The sequence below is a fragment of the Streptosporangium sp. NPDC003464 genome (assembly GCF_053588315.1).
The window spans coordinates 1-13,747 of sequence record NZ_JBSFPS010000018.1; the positions used below are offsets into that span (position 1 = coordinate 1).

Here is a 13,747-nt window from a genome sequence, read left to right on the forward strand (position 1 = left end):
CCAGGCTGCCCTGGATGGACCACCGCCGCGACGGCTTCCAGGCGGGCGTGCGCCGCCACGGTCTGCGCGGCCAGGAGATCTCGGCGCCCGGCGACGACCCCGGCGAGATCGTCGCGGCGACGCGCGAGCTCCTGGGCGGGCGCGCCAGGCCGACGGCCGTGGTCGCCGCCGGCGACTGGCTCGCGCTGGGCGTCTACACCGCCGCCCGGGCCGAAGGTCTCAGCATCGGCGCCGACCTGGCCGTGGCCGGTTTCAACGACCTTCCGGTCACCGCTTTCCTGCAACCCGCCCTGACCACCGTACGGCTGCCGCTGCGCCAGATCGCCGGCGCGCTCGTCAACCGCCTCCTGAAGACCGTCGAGGACGGCGTCACCCCCCAGGCCGGCCTCCTGCTCCCCGGCGAGCTCGTGGTCCGGGCCAGCTCAGGTGGGTAGTCCTCCCCCGAGATCGGAACACCTATGGAAATCAGTTCGTCGTGCCCGGAGATCGTGGCGATGTTCGAATGGGCGCGGGACCGGGCACTGCGCTGGGCGCATCCCGGCGGCTCGCGAGGGCCGCTGAACGTCGACGAACGGCAGCCGTCCGGCACGGGCGAGGGTGTCTACCTGCCGTCCTACTGGGCCGGATACGCCCACCGCAGCGGCTTCTACTCCCGTGACTTCGCCCACCAGTTCGCCGGCGCCCACCTGCTCGGCCTGGCCGAGGCCAACCTGACGATGCTGCGCCGCTTCGCCGCCTCGGCGACGCCGGAGCACGGCTACTACCCGGTGTGGGCGTTCAACTTCGACGGCTCCTACCTGGCCATCGACTACCGGGGCCCCGATGACTTCGTCCGGGAGGTTCCCGCCGTGTTCGAGCTGGTCGAGCGGGCCGAGCTCGGCCACCGCTGGACCGGCGACCCGGCCTACGTGGACGACCCCGTGCTGCGGGACTTCTACCGGCACGCCACAGGGGAGTTCGTCACCCGGCACGGTGCCGGAGGGCCCGTCGCGCGCGGCACGGGCGGCGGCATCTTCCAGGGTGTCGCCAGCTACAACGAGCTGAGCGGCGAGCCGCTGGCCGAGGCGGGGGACGGGATCGCCGCTCAGTACCAGGCGTATCTGGCGATGGCCGCGCTGTCGCGGGCCGGGGGCGCGGACGGTGCCGCCTTCGAGCGGCGGGCCGCCGAGCTCAAACGGTATTTCAACGAGACCTGGAGCGGCCGGGGCACCGGTGCCGAGATGGTCAGGGCCTACACGGTGGACGGGCGGGCGATGACCGGCTGGGGCCGGGAGAACAGCTGGTTCATGCCGCTCAAGGGCATCGTCGACTACGGCCCGCGCAACGACGACTACCTCGACTTCGTCGACGCCCAGGCGTCCGGCCCCGGCCGGCCGGAGAACGTCGAGGCGCTCACCTACCTGCCCGACACGTTCTTCCGCCACGGCCGCGGTGGCACCGCCTGGAAGTGGATGCGGGAGATCTTCGCCGTACGCGACCGGCCGCACGTGGCCGGCGGGCTGAACGGCGACTACCCCGAGGTGCCGTTCACCCTGGTCGGGCAGGTGGTCGAGGGTCTGCTCGGGGTCCGCCCCGACGCCCCCGACGGCGCCGTCAGCACCCGTTCCCACCTGCCGGAGGGCATCGACCAGCTGGAGGTGAGCGGCATCCCGCTCGGCGACGGGCACCTCGCCGTCCGGCACGACCGGCACGCCAGCACCCTCACCAACCTGTCCTCCCACGTCTCCTACCGCTGGACGGCTCACCTCCCCGGCGGCCGCACCCGTGTCCAGCACGTCCCTCCAGGCCGCACGGTCACCGCGAGCTAGTGACCTCGGCCGGGCCCGCCGTACAGGGGGCGTCGCCGCAGACGTCGACCACCAGGCCGTCGCGGAGGAAGTGGGCCTTCTGCACGCGGGCCCGCGGGTCGTTGCGCGGGTCCTCGTGGGGATCGCGACCGTACTGCGGGCCGAGCGGCGGGAGGTTGGCCGCCGGGGTCGCCGGGGCGCCGCTGTCCCAGACCACCATGGCCGAGCCGGCGTACGGCCTGCGGGGCATGGACCTGATCCCCCAGTAGGGCGCCAGGTCGGGGCTCCGGCCGGCGGCGACGGCGGGCTGGCGGACCCGCGCCCCGACCGTGCGCGCCTCCACCTCGGCCGTCACCGTGGAGACCTGGTGGTCGCCGAAGGCGACGTGCAGCAGCACGCGGTGGCGGGGCGAGCCGGGCAGGGGGTCGTCGGCCAGGTGCTGGGCGTAGCCGTCGGTCTCGGCGCGGTCCCAGAGCATCTGCATCAGCGCGAAGCAGACCTGCTGAGTGAGCCTGTCGGGGTAGGCGCCGTCCATCAGCCGCTGGAACGGTTGGAAGTCCACGCTGCGGTTGAGCAGCGTGCTGTAGTTCATCCCCGGCACGCCGAGCACGGCGTTGCGCACGTCGGGCGAGACGGCGACCAGCGCGCCGCCCGCGATGGCGCCCTGGCTGTTGCCGTCGTAGGCGAGATCGGCCCGCCGGTCGATCAGCGATCTGCCCCGCCCGTCCTGGAAGGCGACGTGACCGGCGAAGCCGTCCCGGGTGAGCATCGCCCGGCCGAGGAGGACGAAGTTCAGCAGGCTCTGCTGGAGCCGGTCGGTGACCGTGCCGAACCGGGATAAGTCTCCGAACACGCCCGCCACGTGCTGAACGTCCTCGTCGGACATGCCGATCCACTTGGTGGCGCAGAAGGCGAAGCCGTGCTCGCCGGCCATCGCCCGCACGTTGCGGGCGCGCACCTCGGTGGCCTTGCCGAGCAGGCCGTGGCCGTACAGCGCGGGATGCGCGGGCCGCCGGAAGGCCGAGCGCGGGATCTCGCACTGGTACTGGGCCTTCACCGTGTCACCGAGCGGGCGTGGCAGGCCGTCGGGCCCCCGGTTGAGGTTCGAGCCCGGCGGACCGCCCGGCCTGTCGAGATAGTTGGGGACCAGGATCTCCCCGGTGACCTCGCGGGCGATCGAGGGGTCCTGCTCGGGGGTGAGGTCGGTGACGGAGGAGACCGTGAACTTCGGTGAGCGGCCCCTGAGCCCGCGCAGCGCCTGGTCACGCATCGTCAGCACGGGACCGGCGATGCCCTGCTCGCTGGCCACGGTGAAGTCCCAGGCCAGGTGGAGTCCCTCGGTGTCCACCCCGGCCCTGGCGAGGTCGGCGAGCGTCCGGTGGAGCGCGTGCTGCCGCGCGGCGAGCGGGTCGCCGGCGGGCAGTTCCTCGCCGAGGAGCCTGGCGAAGGTCTGCGGGACCGGCAGCTCCTGGCCCGCGGCGTCCTTCAGCCGGCGCAGGGCGACGGCGTAGCGGTGGCCCTCGCGGAAGTTCTTCGCCGGCCTGACGATCAGCGCCTGCCGGGCGGGGTCGGCGGTGCCCGCGTCGAGCTCCGCCCAGTACGGCCAGCTCTCCCCGGTCCTGGTGTCGACGATCACGATGGGGGCGTCGTTGCGCAGGGACCACCCGATGTCGGTGACGGGCGCGGCGCCGGTCTTGGCCAGGTCGAGGCCGGGCACGTGGGCCAGGAGCATGGAGCCCGGGGAGAACCCGTCGGCGCCGTTCCACCGGGCCGGGTCGATCGGGGTGCCCGCCGCGTTGCGGGGCATGGCCTCGGCCGAGAGCGTCACCCGCACTCCGGTGCGGGTGCGCGCGGTCTCGGTGAACCAGTCGTTGGGGAACGGCAGCAGGCACTCCGGACCGGCGACGGGATCGCAGCCGCCCGCGGACGGCGGCGGCGGGGCCACGAGACCGGGGGCCGGACCGGGGGCGGGACCGGCCCAGGCCGGTGCGGTCGTCGACGTCACGGCCAGCGCGAAAGCCGCCACCATCGTGCGCAGGCGCATGCGCCTCCCTCCTCGAACCTCGACATGATCTAGCCGCAGCAGACCTCAGGACGGGGCGCTCGTCAATGGATGGGGTGGGAAAACGATCTGAAACGCCACCTCTCCCGGACGGCCGACGGCGTTGAGGACCTCCGGGCGCGTCCCCCGCCGGGCGGGGACCGAGGTGATCACGGATGGCGTGCCGCCGCCGGGCCGTCCCGGCTCGGCGACGCCAGGGGACGCCAGGATTTGACTTCCGCCACCACTCCCCTTAAACATTTCACTAATCAAATAGTGAAAGGTGTCGGCGGTGATCGAATTCCACCTCGACCGGGGGTCGGGGGTGGCGACCTACCTCCAGCTCGTCCACCAGGTCCGGCACGCGCTCCGGCTCGGCCTGCTGCGGCCCGGTGACCGGCTGCCGACGGCCAAGGAGGTCGTGACCCAGCTCGCGATCAACCCGAACACGGTGCTGAAGGCCTACCGGGAGCTGGAGCGGGAGGGGCTGGTCACCGGGCGGCCCGGGCTGGGCACGTTCGTGGAGCGGTCGCTGGGCGCGGCGTCCATGAACGACCGCGCGCGGCTGCGCGCGGAGCTGGTCCAGTGGGTGCGCAACGGCCTCCAGGCCGGCCTGGACCAGGAGGACCTGCGGGCGCTGGTCGCCACGGTCCTGACCGACACCTTCCGGGAGGAGATCGCATGAGGGCGGCACTGGAGGCCACCGGCCTGGGCATGCGCTACCGGCGGACCTGGGCGCTGCGCGACTGTTCGGTGACGGTGCCGCCCGGCCGGGTCGCCGCGCTGGCCGGACCCAACGGCGCGGGCAAGACGACCCTGCTCCAGCTGGCCGTGGGCATGCTCACCCCGACCGCGGGAGAGGTGCGGATCTTCGGCGCCCCGGTCCGTGAGCACATGGAGCGGGTCGCGTTCATGGCCCAGAGCAAGCCGCTCTACCCCGGGTTCCGGGTGGAGGAGATGCTGAGGTTCGGGCGCGGGCTCAACCCCCGCTGGGACGAGGCCTCGGCCCGACGGCGGCTGGCGGAGCTGGGCATCCCGCTGGAGCGCAAGGTCGGCCGGCTCTCGGGTGGCCAGCGGACCCAGGTGGCGCTGACCGTCGCGCTGGCCAAGCGCCCCGACCTGCTGGTGCTGGACGAGCCGCTGGCCGACCTCGACCCACTGGCCCGCGACGAGGTGATGCGGAGCCTGATGGCGGCGGTGGCGGAGACGGGGCTGACCGTGCTGCTGTCCTCGCACGTCGTCTCCGAACTGGAGGGCATCTGCGACTGGCTGATCGTGGTCAACGGGGGCCGGGTCCAGGTCAGCGGCGACATCGACGACCTGGTCGCCGGACACCGCCTGCTGACCGGACCCGCCGGGACCGCCGACGCGCTCGCCGCCCGGCTGCCGGTGATCTCGCGGGGCGGCACCGGGCGGCAGGCCACCCTCCTCGTCCGCGACACCGGGCCGCTGCCCGACCCGCGCTGGAGCGCCCGCCCGGTGAACCTGGAGGAGACGGTCCTGGCCTACCTGCGCGCCCCCGACCTCGCCGCGCTCCCCCGCCCCGCCCTGGCTCCGGCACGCTGACCCGTCCGGCCCCGCACGGATCCGAAAGGAACCCCTCTTGCTCTGGCTGACCTGGCGACAGCACCGCGCGCAGATCCTGGCGACCGGCGCGCTGCTGCTCGTCCTGGGAGTCCTGCTGCTGGTCTCCGGACTGCGGGCCTCCGCCCACATCGCCGGGCACGCCCCGCCCGGCTGCCCCGGCCCGGCGGCGGCCTGCTCGGATGTGAACACGACGCTCTACCAGGACTACTACAGCCCCGTCTTCCTGGTCTTCGGCCTGCTGCCGTTCTTCGGATCCGCGCTGATCGGCGCGTTCTGGGGCGCGCCGCTGCTGGCGGCCGAGTTCGAGCGCGGCACCAACGCGCTCGCCTGGACCCAGTCCGTGCCGGCCGGGCGCTGGCTGGCGGTCAAGCTCGGCGTGCTCGGCGGCCTGGCCGCGCTCGCCGCCCTGGTCCTGTCGGCGATGGTCAGCCTGTGGCTGCCGGTCTTCCGCGGCGTGATCGGCGACAAGTCGATGGAGCCCGGGACGTTCACCATCACCGGGGTCGTCCCGGCGGCGTGGTGGCTGTTCGCGTTCGTCCTGGGCGCCGCCGCCGGGACGCTGCTCCGCCGCACCGTCGCCGCGATGGCGGTCACCGTCGCGGTGGTCTCGCTGGCCGTCCCGGCCGTCTTCTTCTCCCGTGACTCCTACGCCGAGCCGGTGCGGGCCGTCACCGGCGACCGCCTGGCGATCTATGACAGCGGCGCCGATCTGGTCCGCGAGGCGTGGGTCGACCCGGCCGGCCGGGAGGGGGCGGCCCCGCCGGCCGACGTCTGCCCGCCGCCCCCCGGGATGGACGCCCGTTCCGAACGGGCCCAGCTGCTGAAGGACGAGTGCCTGATCGACGCCGGCTACCGGATCGCCGTCTATCACCACCCGACCGACCGCTTCTGGCGCTTCCAGTGGACCGAGACGGGCATCCTGCTCACCGGCACCCTCGTCGTCGGCGGCCTCGCCGTCACCCGCACCCTCCGCCGCCGGAACTGACGGCTCCCCGCCGAGCCGCCGAGCCGCCGACGTACGCGAGGAGCACGCCGGTCGCGTCGACGGCCCGGCGTGGCCGTCCGTCACATGAAGTCCACCTCCGCGTGCGGCAGGCCGCCCGACAGCGAGGGGAAGCCGGGGCCCCGGTCGAAGAACGGGGCCCCGTCCGGCGCGAGCGCCCGGAGCTCGGCGCGGCGCAGGGCGGTGGCCTCGGCGTCGACCCGGAGGTCGTCACGGGGACCGCTCAGGACGACCCCGTAGTCGTCGCGGGCCCCCTCGGCCGAGACCTTGCCGTCGCGGACGTCGGCGGCCACCAGCGCGGGGTCGCGCTCCAGCGGCGAGCCCCAGCCGCCGCCCCCGGTGGTGCGCACCCGGATGACCTCACCGGCGCGGACCGGCGAGTCGTCCACCAGGCCCTCCATCTCCCGCCCCTCGATCTCCACGACGAACGGCCGCCCGGCCCGCCCGCCGTTCACACCCCAGCAGGACAGGATCGAGCGGTCGGCGATGGACATGAACGAGGCGTCGCGCAGCATCCGCAGGTGCTTGTCGTATCCGAGGCCGCCGCGGTAGAGGCCGGGGCCGCCGGAGTCCTGGGCCAGGCCGAGCCGTTCGACCCGGAACGGCCAGCGGGACTCGGCGAACTCGACCGGTATGTTGCGCGAGTCGGGGACGACGTGGATGGTGTCCTCGCCGTCGGCGTACCATCGGCCGCCGGAGCCGCCGCCCAGCACCTCTCTCATCAGGTACGGCCTGCCGTCGGCGTCGTCGCCGTAGACGCCGGTGTAGCGGATGGTCTCCTGGTCGGCGGGCATCCGGCCGCCGGTGGCCTTGGCCAGCACCCCGGCCAGCACCCCCAGCAGCCGCAGGATCACGAAGGTGCGGGCGTTCGTCGGGGCCGGGAAGACCGGGGTGAGCAGCGTCCCCTTCTCCGGGAAGCGCATCTCGATGAGCGGGACGACGCCCTCGTTGACGTCCAGCTCCGCCATCCGCTCCGGGGTCTCGGCCAGGTTGCGCAGGATCGGCGCGAGCCATTTCTTCAGGAACACCCCGTCGGCGTAGTCGCCCGCGTGGTTGATCGGCCCCTTGGCCTGCGGTGACGTGCCGGTGAAGTCGATGACCAGCGGCACCCGCGCGCCGTGGTCGACGGTGAGGGTGATCCGCTGGGTGTGCAGGCGGGGCTCGTCCACGCCGTCGTGCTCGGCGTAGTCCTCCCACACGTGCGTGCCCTCGGGGATCCTGGCCAGCAGCTCCCTGCGGAACGTCTCGGTGGTCTTGGAGATGATCGCGTCGAAGCACGCCTCGACCGCCTCGCGCCCGTAGCGGTCGAACAGCTCCCCCAGCCGCCGCGCGCCCATCAGACAGGCCGAGCACTCGGCGTCGAGATCGCCGGCGAGGGAGTCGGGCATCCGCGAGTTACGGGTCATGATCGTGAGCGCCGCCCGGTTGGGCACGCCCCGGTCCCAGAGCTTGATCGGCGGGACCATCAGCCCCTCCTCGAACACGCTGCGCGCGTGCGAGGGCATCGATCCGGGGACCGCCCCGCCGATGTCGTCGTGGTGCCCGAACGCCTGCACGAAGGCGACCACGGCTCCGTCGTGGAAGACCGGGACCGTCACGCACAGGTCGGGCAGGTGCCCGATGCCGCCCTCGGACAGGTAGACGTCGTTGTGGAAGAACACGTCGCCGGGGTTCATCCCGTCCACGGGGAAGTCCCTGACGACGGGCTGGACCAGCGCCGAGTAGGACCTGCCGGTCAGCTTGCGCAGCCGTACGTCGTGGATGCCCGCCCTGAAGTCGTGCGCGTCACGGATCATCGGCGAGCGGGCCGTGCGCGCGATGGCGGTCTCGACCTCCTTCTCCACCGACGCGAGCGTGCCCTCCACGATCTCCACCAGCACCGGGTCGGCGCTCGTCGGCTCACCGCGCACGGCGCACCTCCAGATTCCCGAACTCGTCCATGGCGGCCGTGAAGCCGGGGTGCACCGGCAGCGTGGAGCCGTACTCCTCGATGACCGCCGGGCCGGGGACCACCGATCCGGCGCCCAGGTCGGCACGGCGGTGGATCGGCGCCGGGCCCCACCCGTCGTAGAAGACCTCGCGGGCTGTCACCGGCCGGGGCTCGGCGGCGCCGTACGGCCTGCGCCCGATGGCCGGGCGGGTGATGGGGCCGATGCCGGAGACGCGGAGGTTGACCCACTCGACGCCGTGCCGGGGGTCGTCGCGGTAGCCGTATCCGTAGAGTCTTCGGTGCGCCTGGTGGAAACGGTCCAGCACCTCCGCGCGCCAGGTCTCGTCCAGCGGCCCGGCGGGGGCGGGCACCCGCACCTCGTAGGCCTGGCCGTAGTAGCGCAGGTCGGCGCTGCGCGCGTAGATGTGCCGCTCGGCGGCGAACCCCTCGCGGTCGAGGGCCTCGGCCGCCTGCTCCTCCAGGTCGCCGAAGATCTCCGCGGCGTCGTCGAGGGAGAGCTCCCGCGTGACGAAGGTGCGCACGTAGTCGTTCTTGACGTCGACGGTGAGCAGGCCGAACGCCGACACGTTGCCGGGGTCGGGCGGGACGATCACCGACGGCAGGCCGAGGATGTCGATGAGCCGGCAGACCAGCAGCGGCCCCGAGCCGCCGAAGGCGACCATCGGGAAGTCGCGCACGTCCAGGCCGCGCTTGACCGTGATCTGGCGGATCGCGTTGGACTGGTTGAACGCGCTGATCTCCAGGACGCCGGCCGCGGTCCGCTCGGGACTGAGCCCGATCTTGCCGGCCAGCGCCTCGATCCCCTGCCGGGCCGCGTCGGCGTCGAGCGGGATCTCCCCGCCGAGCAGGTGCGGGGGGACCCGCCCGAGGAAGACGTGCGCGTCGGTGACGGTGACCTCGGTGCCGCCCCGCCCGTAGCAGAGCGGGCCCGGGTCCGCCCCGGCCGACCTGGGGCCGACCTTCAGGGTGCCCTCCGGGGAGATCCACGCGACGGACCCGCCGCCCGCCCCCACGGTCACGATGTCGATCATCGGGATCTTGCACGGGTAGCGGCCGATGCCGCCCTCGGTGGTCAGCGAGGGCTCCCCGTCGATCACCACCGCGACGTCGGTGGAGGTGCCGCCGCCGTCCAGTGTGATCACCGACGGGTGCCCGGCGGTGGAGGCGATCAGCGCGGCGCCGAGCGCGCCCGCGGCCGGTCCGGACAGCACGGTCGTGATCGGCTGGTGCACGACCTCGGCGGCGGACAGCACGCCGCCGTTGCTCTTCATCACCGAGAACGGCATGCCGAGCCGGTCGGCGAGGTTGGCGATGTAGCGGCGCATGGTCGGCTTGACCGCGGCGTCCACCAGGGTCGTCACCGACCGTTCGTACTCGCGGTATTCGCGCAGCACGTCGCTGGAGATCGAGACGACCGCGCCGGGGTGCTCACGTTCGATGATCTCGCGCATGCGGAGCTCGTGCCGGGGGTTGGCGTAGGAGTGCAGCAGGCACACGCCGATCGCGGTGATCCCCCGCTCGCGGAACCATCCGGCCACGGCCACGGCCTGCGCCTCGTCGAACGGGCGGACCTCGGCGCCGGTGTGGTCGAGGCGTCCGCCGACGGTCTTGACCCGGTGCACGGGGACGATCCGGGGTGGTTTCACCCAGAAGTAAGAGTTGCCGTAGCCGTCGGGGACGCTCTGCCTGGCGATCTCCAGGATGAACTCGAAGCCCTCGGTGGTGACGAAGCCCAGATCCGTGATGCGGTCTTCGAGGAGCTGGTTGGTGGCCACGGTGGTGCCGTGCACGACCGCCGACACGGTCTCCACGCCCGCCTTCCGCAGGACCTTCCGCACTCCCTCCATGAACCCGTCAGCGGGGTTGGCGGGTGTGGAGGGAGTCTTGGTAGTGGTGATCTCACCGGTCTGTTCGTCCACCGCGACCACGTCGGTGAACGTGCCCCCGGTGTCGACCCCTATACGGACGCTACGCATGCCCCCGTGTCTACCCAGTCCTGCGGAGGCGGCAAATCGGCGGACCCTGCCGAAGCTGGGCCGCGTCCTTGGGCACTGTTAGCGGCGGCGCGGACCCATGGTGGAGCCGATCACCGCGTCGGCGTCGTGCGCGTGCACCTTCGCGGCGAGCCGGATGGCCATCTCGTTGGTACGGCGCAGCTCGGCCTCGACCCGGTCCTTGCCCGACTGGCCGACCTGGACCCCGAAGTAGGCGCCGATGATCGCACCCGAGACGCCGACCAGGCCGGCGAAGGGGGCCGCGGACTCGCCGTTGCGCATCGCGATCACCACGAAGGCGACCAGGAGCACCACCAGGCCCGTGACGACGACGTAGAACCCGTAGCGCCAGCGGGCCGCCTCCGCCTGGGCGGCGACGGCCTCGTCCTCGGTCATCATCGCCGCGAGCGCGACGGGTATCTCAGCGGTCTCCGCCGTGGACGGCATCGCCGGGGACGTGGCCGCGGGGATCTTGTTGAGAGGTGGAGCAGAGGCTTTGGCGGTCGTCACAGACCCTCCCACTTTCCGATAGGCAAAATGAATCTCCCATGCTTTTCGCAGTCAAGCCAAGCCGGACCAGGCTATGTCACCGCGAGGTCTCCCATTCCTACCAGCGCACCGCCTACCCAAACGCTCCCGGCCGACCCACTAGGCTGACCCCCCGTGACCGAATCGTCCGCGCTCTCCGCCGTCCCCCTCAAATCCCGTGACGGGGTGCTGCGCTTCTACTTCGGCCCGATGGACTGCGGCAAGTCCACGCTGGCCCTGCAGATGAACTACAACCACGGCCGTCAGGGCAGGCGCGGCCTGGTGCTGACCAAGCACGACCGCTCGGGCGGTCCCCAGCTCACCAGCCGGATAGGGCTGGGCAGCGACGCCATCGAGGTCGTCGACGACCTCGACCTGGTGGCCCTGGTCCGCGGCCACCAGCAGCCCGTCGACTACGTGATCTGCGACGAGGCGTGCTTCTACACGGTCGCCCAGATCGAGCAGCTCGCCGACCTCACCGACGACTTCGGCATCGACGTCTACGCCTTCGGTCTGGCGGCGGACTTCCGGTCGCAGATGTTCCCCGCCGCCCAGCGCCTGTTCGAGCTGGCCGACGAGATCAGCCGCCTCCAGGTGGAGGTGCTGTGCTGGTGCGGCCGTCCCGGCCGGCTGAACGCCCGCGTGGTCGGCGACAAGCTGGTGCGGACCGGCGAGCAGGTGATCATCGGGGACACCGGTGACGCCCCGATCCGCTACCAGGTCCTCTGCCGCCGCCACTACCGCGCGGGCGACCTCGGCCACTCCTGAGCCCGGCCTCCCGGCCGGGTCCCCGCCCGGGAGGTCCGTGGCGCCGGCGGACGGCGCGTCAGACCGCGCAGTGGCCGTCGTCGTCGCAGGCCTCCCCGGCCGCCCTGGGCGCCGGGCTCCGGCCGGTCCGCTCGGCGACCTCCTCCAGAGCGGCGAGCAGGGTGTCCTCGGGCTGGGCGCCGGAGACGGCGAACTGCCCCTCGAACAGGAACAGCGGGACGGAGCCGACGCCCAGGGCCCGGGCCCGGGCCAGGTCCTCCTTCACCGCCGCCGTGCCGTCCTCGCCGTCGAGGTCCGCCCGGACGCCGAGCCCGGCGGCCAGATCGGCGAGGACCTCCCGCGAGCCGACGTCGAGGCCGTCGGTGAAGTGCGCGCGGAAGAGGGCGTGGAGCGCCTCCTCCCCCTTCCCCTGCTCGCCGGCGAGCCGGATGAGGCGGTGCGCGTCGAAGGTGTTGGCCTGGACCGAGCGATCGAAGTCCAGCCTCAGCCCGTCTTCGGCGGCGACGCCCGTCACGTGCGCGAACATCTGCGCGGCCCGCTCGGCCCCGCCGAACTTGGCCGCCGCCCACCTGAGGGTCGGCTCCCCGGTGGACTCCGCGTCCGGCGCGAGCTGGAACGGCCGGAACTCCACCTCCACCTCGCCCCCCTTGGCACGGTAGCGCTCGACGGCGCGGGCGAAGCGGGTGTGGCCGATGTAACACCAGGGGCAGACGACGTCTGAGTAGATTTCAACCTTCACGGAGTGCTGCAACCGGCACGGCGGCCCGCTGATTCCGTACGGCGCGGTCGCCGGGCACCACGCCCCGGAGGACCAGCCCCACATGATCGCCACGGCCGTCGCGGAACGGGCCGACAGACACGTGCTCCGCCGCCCCCCGCCCTGGGGACCGTGTCCGCGCCCCGGGCCTCAGGGGGAGCTCCGGGCCTCAGGGGGAGCTCCGGGTCGCGGGCGGGCGTCCGCCGTCCGCCCGTGGTCTCTCGGGACTACCTGCGGACCCCCTACTTCAGAGCTACCCGGAAGCCCGCCGAGCTACGCGGAAGGTGCGTTCTCCGTGGGGACGCCGGTCACAAGGGGTGATCCATAACTTCGGTGCCGGAATCACGACAGAGATCCGGTATGGAAGGACCATCCCATGGCGTCCCGCCTGCGCCGTACCCTGCTCGCCGCACTGGTCACCGCCTCGGTGGCCGTGCCGGTGTCGGGTGCGGCCCGCTCCTCGGCCGTCCCGGCACCCGTCCCTGCGGCCCTCGCCCCGATGCGGTCCGCGACCCCCGCCGCCCTCGCCGAGCGGTACGCCGCCGGCCGCGAGGGCATCCGGGCGGCCGAGCGGATGGCCGCCGGCGACGGCCACCGGTGGCGGGCCGCGACGCTGCGCGCCATGGCTGACCCGGCGCGGCAGTTCCTGTTCTTCGACGGCCGCGGCGGCGGCCGCACCGCGGAGGTCTTCGGCGATCTGTCGGCGGCCGAGCGGATCGCCGTGCTGGTCCCCGGCAGCGACACCAACCTCGACAAGTACGGGCTGCTGCGCGGTGGCGCGCTGAGACTGCGGCAGGAGCTCGGCGACCGGTCCGCCGTCATCGCCTGGCTCGGCTACCGGACACCCAGCCTGATGAGTCTTGCGGTGCTGACACCCGGCCGCGCGGATGAGGGCGCCCCCGCCCTGCGCGCGTTCGTGCGGGAGCTGAGCGCGGCCCGGCCCGCCGCCCGGATCTCCCTGGTGTGCCATTCCTACGGCTCGGTGGTCTGCGCGCGGGCCGCGTCCGGGCTGGACGTCGCGGACATCGTCCTGTACGGCAGCGCGGGCGTCGGCGCCGGCAGCGCCGCCGCGCTGCGCACCCGGGCCACCGTCTGGGCCGGCCGGAGCGCCGGCGACTGGGTCGCCGGCGTGCCGCACCTGCGGCTGCGACTGCCCTTCGCGACGGTCGGACTCGGGACCGACCCGGTCTCGCCGGAGTTCGGCGCCCGGATCTTCGCGGCGGGCGACGGCGGTCACAGCGACTACCTCAGACCCGGCTCCACGTCCCTGAGGAACATCGCCCGCATCGTCGCCGGACAGTCCCCGGCCGGTCAGGACCGTGATGCGTGAC

12 protein-coding genes are annotated in these 13,747 nt (G+C 73.1%); 7 read left to right on the forward strand and 5 right to left on the reverse strand.

Annotation, left to right across the window (positions count from 1 at the left end):
• Positions 1-434 (forward strand): substrate-binding domain-containing protein (locus tag ACWDS7_RS06600; protein ID WP_451928414.1); only part of this gene is annotated, 434 nt, incomplete at its 5' end.
• Positions 435-458: 24 nt separating this feature from the next.
• The gene (locus ACWDS7_RS06605; RefSeq protein ID WP_451928415.1) at positions 459-1,808 is read left to right on the forward strand and encodes a hypothetical protein; all 1,350 of its coding nucleotides are present in this window, start codon (positions 459-461) and stop codon (positions 1,806-1,808) included.
• Here the strand turns inward: ACWDS7_RS06605 and ACWDS7_RS06610 are convergent.
• Positions 1,795-3,831 (reverse strand): hypothetical protein, encoded by a 2,037-nt coding sequence (locus ACWDS7_RS06610; protein ID WP_451928416.1) that lies wholly within the window; start codon positions 3,829-3,831, stop codon positions 1,795-1,797. The two genes, ACWDS7_RS06605 and ACWDS7_RS06610, sit on opposite strands and share 14 nt — an antisense overlap.
• Before the next feature lie 289 nt (positions 3,832-4,120).
• Between ACWDS7_RS06610 and ACWDS7_RS06615 the strand changes: the two genes are divergently transcribed.
• Genes ACWDS7_RS06615 through ACWDS7_RS06625 form a run of 3 tightly spaced genes read left to right on the forward strand, consistent with a single transcriptional unit; the run spans position 4,121 to position 6,400 of the window.
• Positions 4,121-4,513, forward strand: coding sequence for a GntR family transcriptional regulator (locus tag ACWDS7_RS06615; protein ID WP_451928417.1), 393 nt, complete (start codon positions 4,121-4,123; stop codon positions 4,511-4,513).
• Positions 4,510-5,394 carry an ABC transporter ATP-binding protein gene (locus tag ACWDS7_RS06620; protein WP_451928418.1) on the forward strand — a complete coding sequence of 295 codons (885 nt, stop codon included), beginning with the start codon at positions 4,510-4,512 and terminating at the stop codon, positions 5,392-5,394. The genes ACWDS7_RS06615 and ACWDS7_RS06620 overlap by 4 nt, the downstream gene beginning before the upstream one ends.
• Positions 5,395-5,431: 37 nt before the next feature.
• Positions 5,432-6,400 carry a hypothetical protein gene (locus ACWDS7_RS06625; RefSeq protein WP_451928419.1) on the forward strand — a complete coding sequence of 323 codons (969 nt, stop codon included), beginning with the start codon at positions 5,432-5,434 and terminating at the stop codon, positions 6,398-6,400.
• A gap of 80 nt (positions 6,401-6,480) precedes the next feature.
• On the opposite strand, the gene ACWDS7_RS06630 is transcribed toward ACWDS7_RS06625, so the two are convergent.
• The 3 genes from ACWDS7_RS06630 to ACWDS7_RS06640 form a co-directional block, all read right to left on the reverse strand.
• Positions 6,481-8,328: a hydantoinase B/oxoprolinase family protein gene (locus ACWDS7_RS06630; protein WP_451928420.1), complete on the reverse strand. Its 1,848-nt coding sequence runs from the start codon at positions 8,326-8,328 to the stop codon at positions 6,481-6,483.
• Positions 8,318-10,345 carry a hydantoinase/oxoprolinase family protein gene (locus ACWDS7_RS06635; protein ID WP_451928421.1) on the reverse strand — a complete coding sequence of 676 codons (2,028 nt, stop codon included), beginning with the start codon at positions 10,343-10,345 and terminating at the stop codon, positions 8,318-8,320. The genes ACWDS7_RS06630 and ACWDS7_RS06635 overlap by 11 nt, the downstream gene beginning before the upstream one ends.
• 78 nt (positions 10,346-10,423) lie before the next feature.
• The gene (locus ACWDS7_RS06640) at positions 10,424-10,873 is read right to left on the reverse strand and encodes a hypothetical protein (protein WP_306867837.1); all 450 of its coding nucleotides are present in this window, start codon (positions 10,871-10,873) and stop codon (positions 10,424-10,426) included.
• 153 nt (positions 10,874-11,026) lie between these two features.
• Here ACWDS7_RS06640 and ACWDS7_RS06645 point away from each other — a divergent pair, with 153 nt between their 5' ends.
• The gene (locus ACWDS7_RS06645; RefSeq protein ID WP_306867835.1) at positions 11,027-11,659 is read left to right on the forward strand and encodes a thymidine kinase; all 633 of its coding nucleotides are present in this window, start codon (positions 11,027-11,029) and stop codon (positions 11,657-11,659) included.
• A gap of 58 nt (positions 11,660-11,717) precedes the next feature.
• Here ACWDS7_RS06645 and ACWDS7_RS06650 read toward each other — a convergent pair whose 3' ends face one another.
• A complete protein-coding gene (locus ACWDS7_RS06650; RefSeq protein WP_451928422.1) occupies positions 11,718-12,398 on the reverse strand; it encodes a DsbA family oxidoreductase in 681 nt (226 codons plus the stop codon).
• A 394-nt stretch (positions 12,399-12,792) separates the two neighbouring features.
• Between ACWDS7_RS06650 and ACWDS7_RS06655 the strand changes: the two genes are divergently transcribed.
• Positions 12,793-13,746, forward strand: coding sequence for an alpha/beta hydrolase (locus ACWDS7_RS06655; protein WP_451928423.1), 954 nt, complete (start codon positions 12,793-12,795; stop codon positions 13,744-13,746).
• The last annotated feature ends 1 nt before the right edge of the window (position 13,747 follow it).

Bases quoted from the DNA above. Each gene is read 5' to 3' on its own strand.
- ACWDS7_RS06605 (WP_451928415.1), top strand. From the start codon at position 459: ATGGAAATCAGTTCGTCGTGCCCGGAGATCGTGGCGATGTTCGAATGG.
- ACWDS7_RS06610 (WP_451928416.1), bottom strand. From the start codon at position 3,831: ATGCGCCTGCGCACGATGGTGGCGGCTTTCGCGCTGGCCGTGACGTCG.
- ACWDS7_RS06620 (WP_451928418.1), top strand. From the start codon at position 4,510: ATGAGGGCGGCACTGGAGGCCACCGGCCTGGGCATGCGCTACCGGCGG.
- ACWDS7_RS06635 (WP_451928421.1), bottom strand. From the start codon at position 10,345: ATGCGTAGCGTCCGTATAGGGGTCGACACCGGGGGCACGTTCACCGAC.
- ACWDS7_RS06655 (WP_451928423.1), top strand. From the start codon at position 12,793: ATGGCGTCCCGCCTGCGCCGTACCCTGCTCGCCGCACTGGTCACCGCC.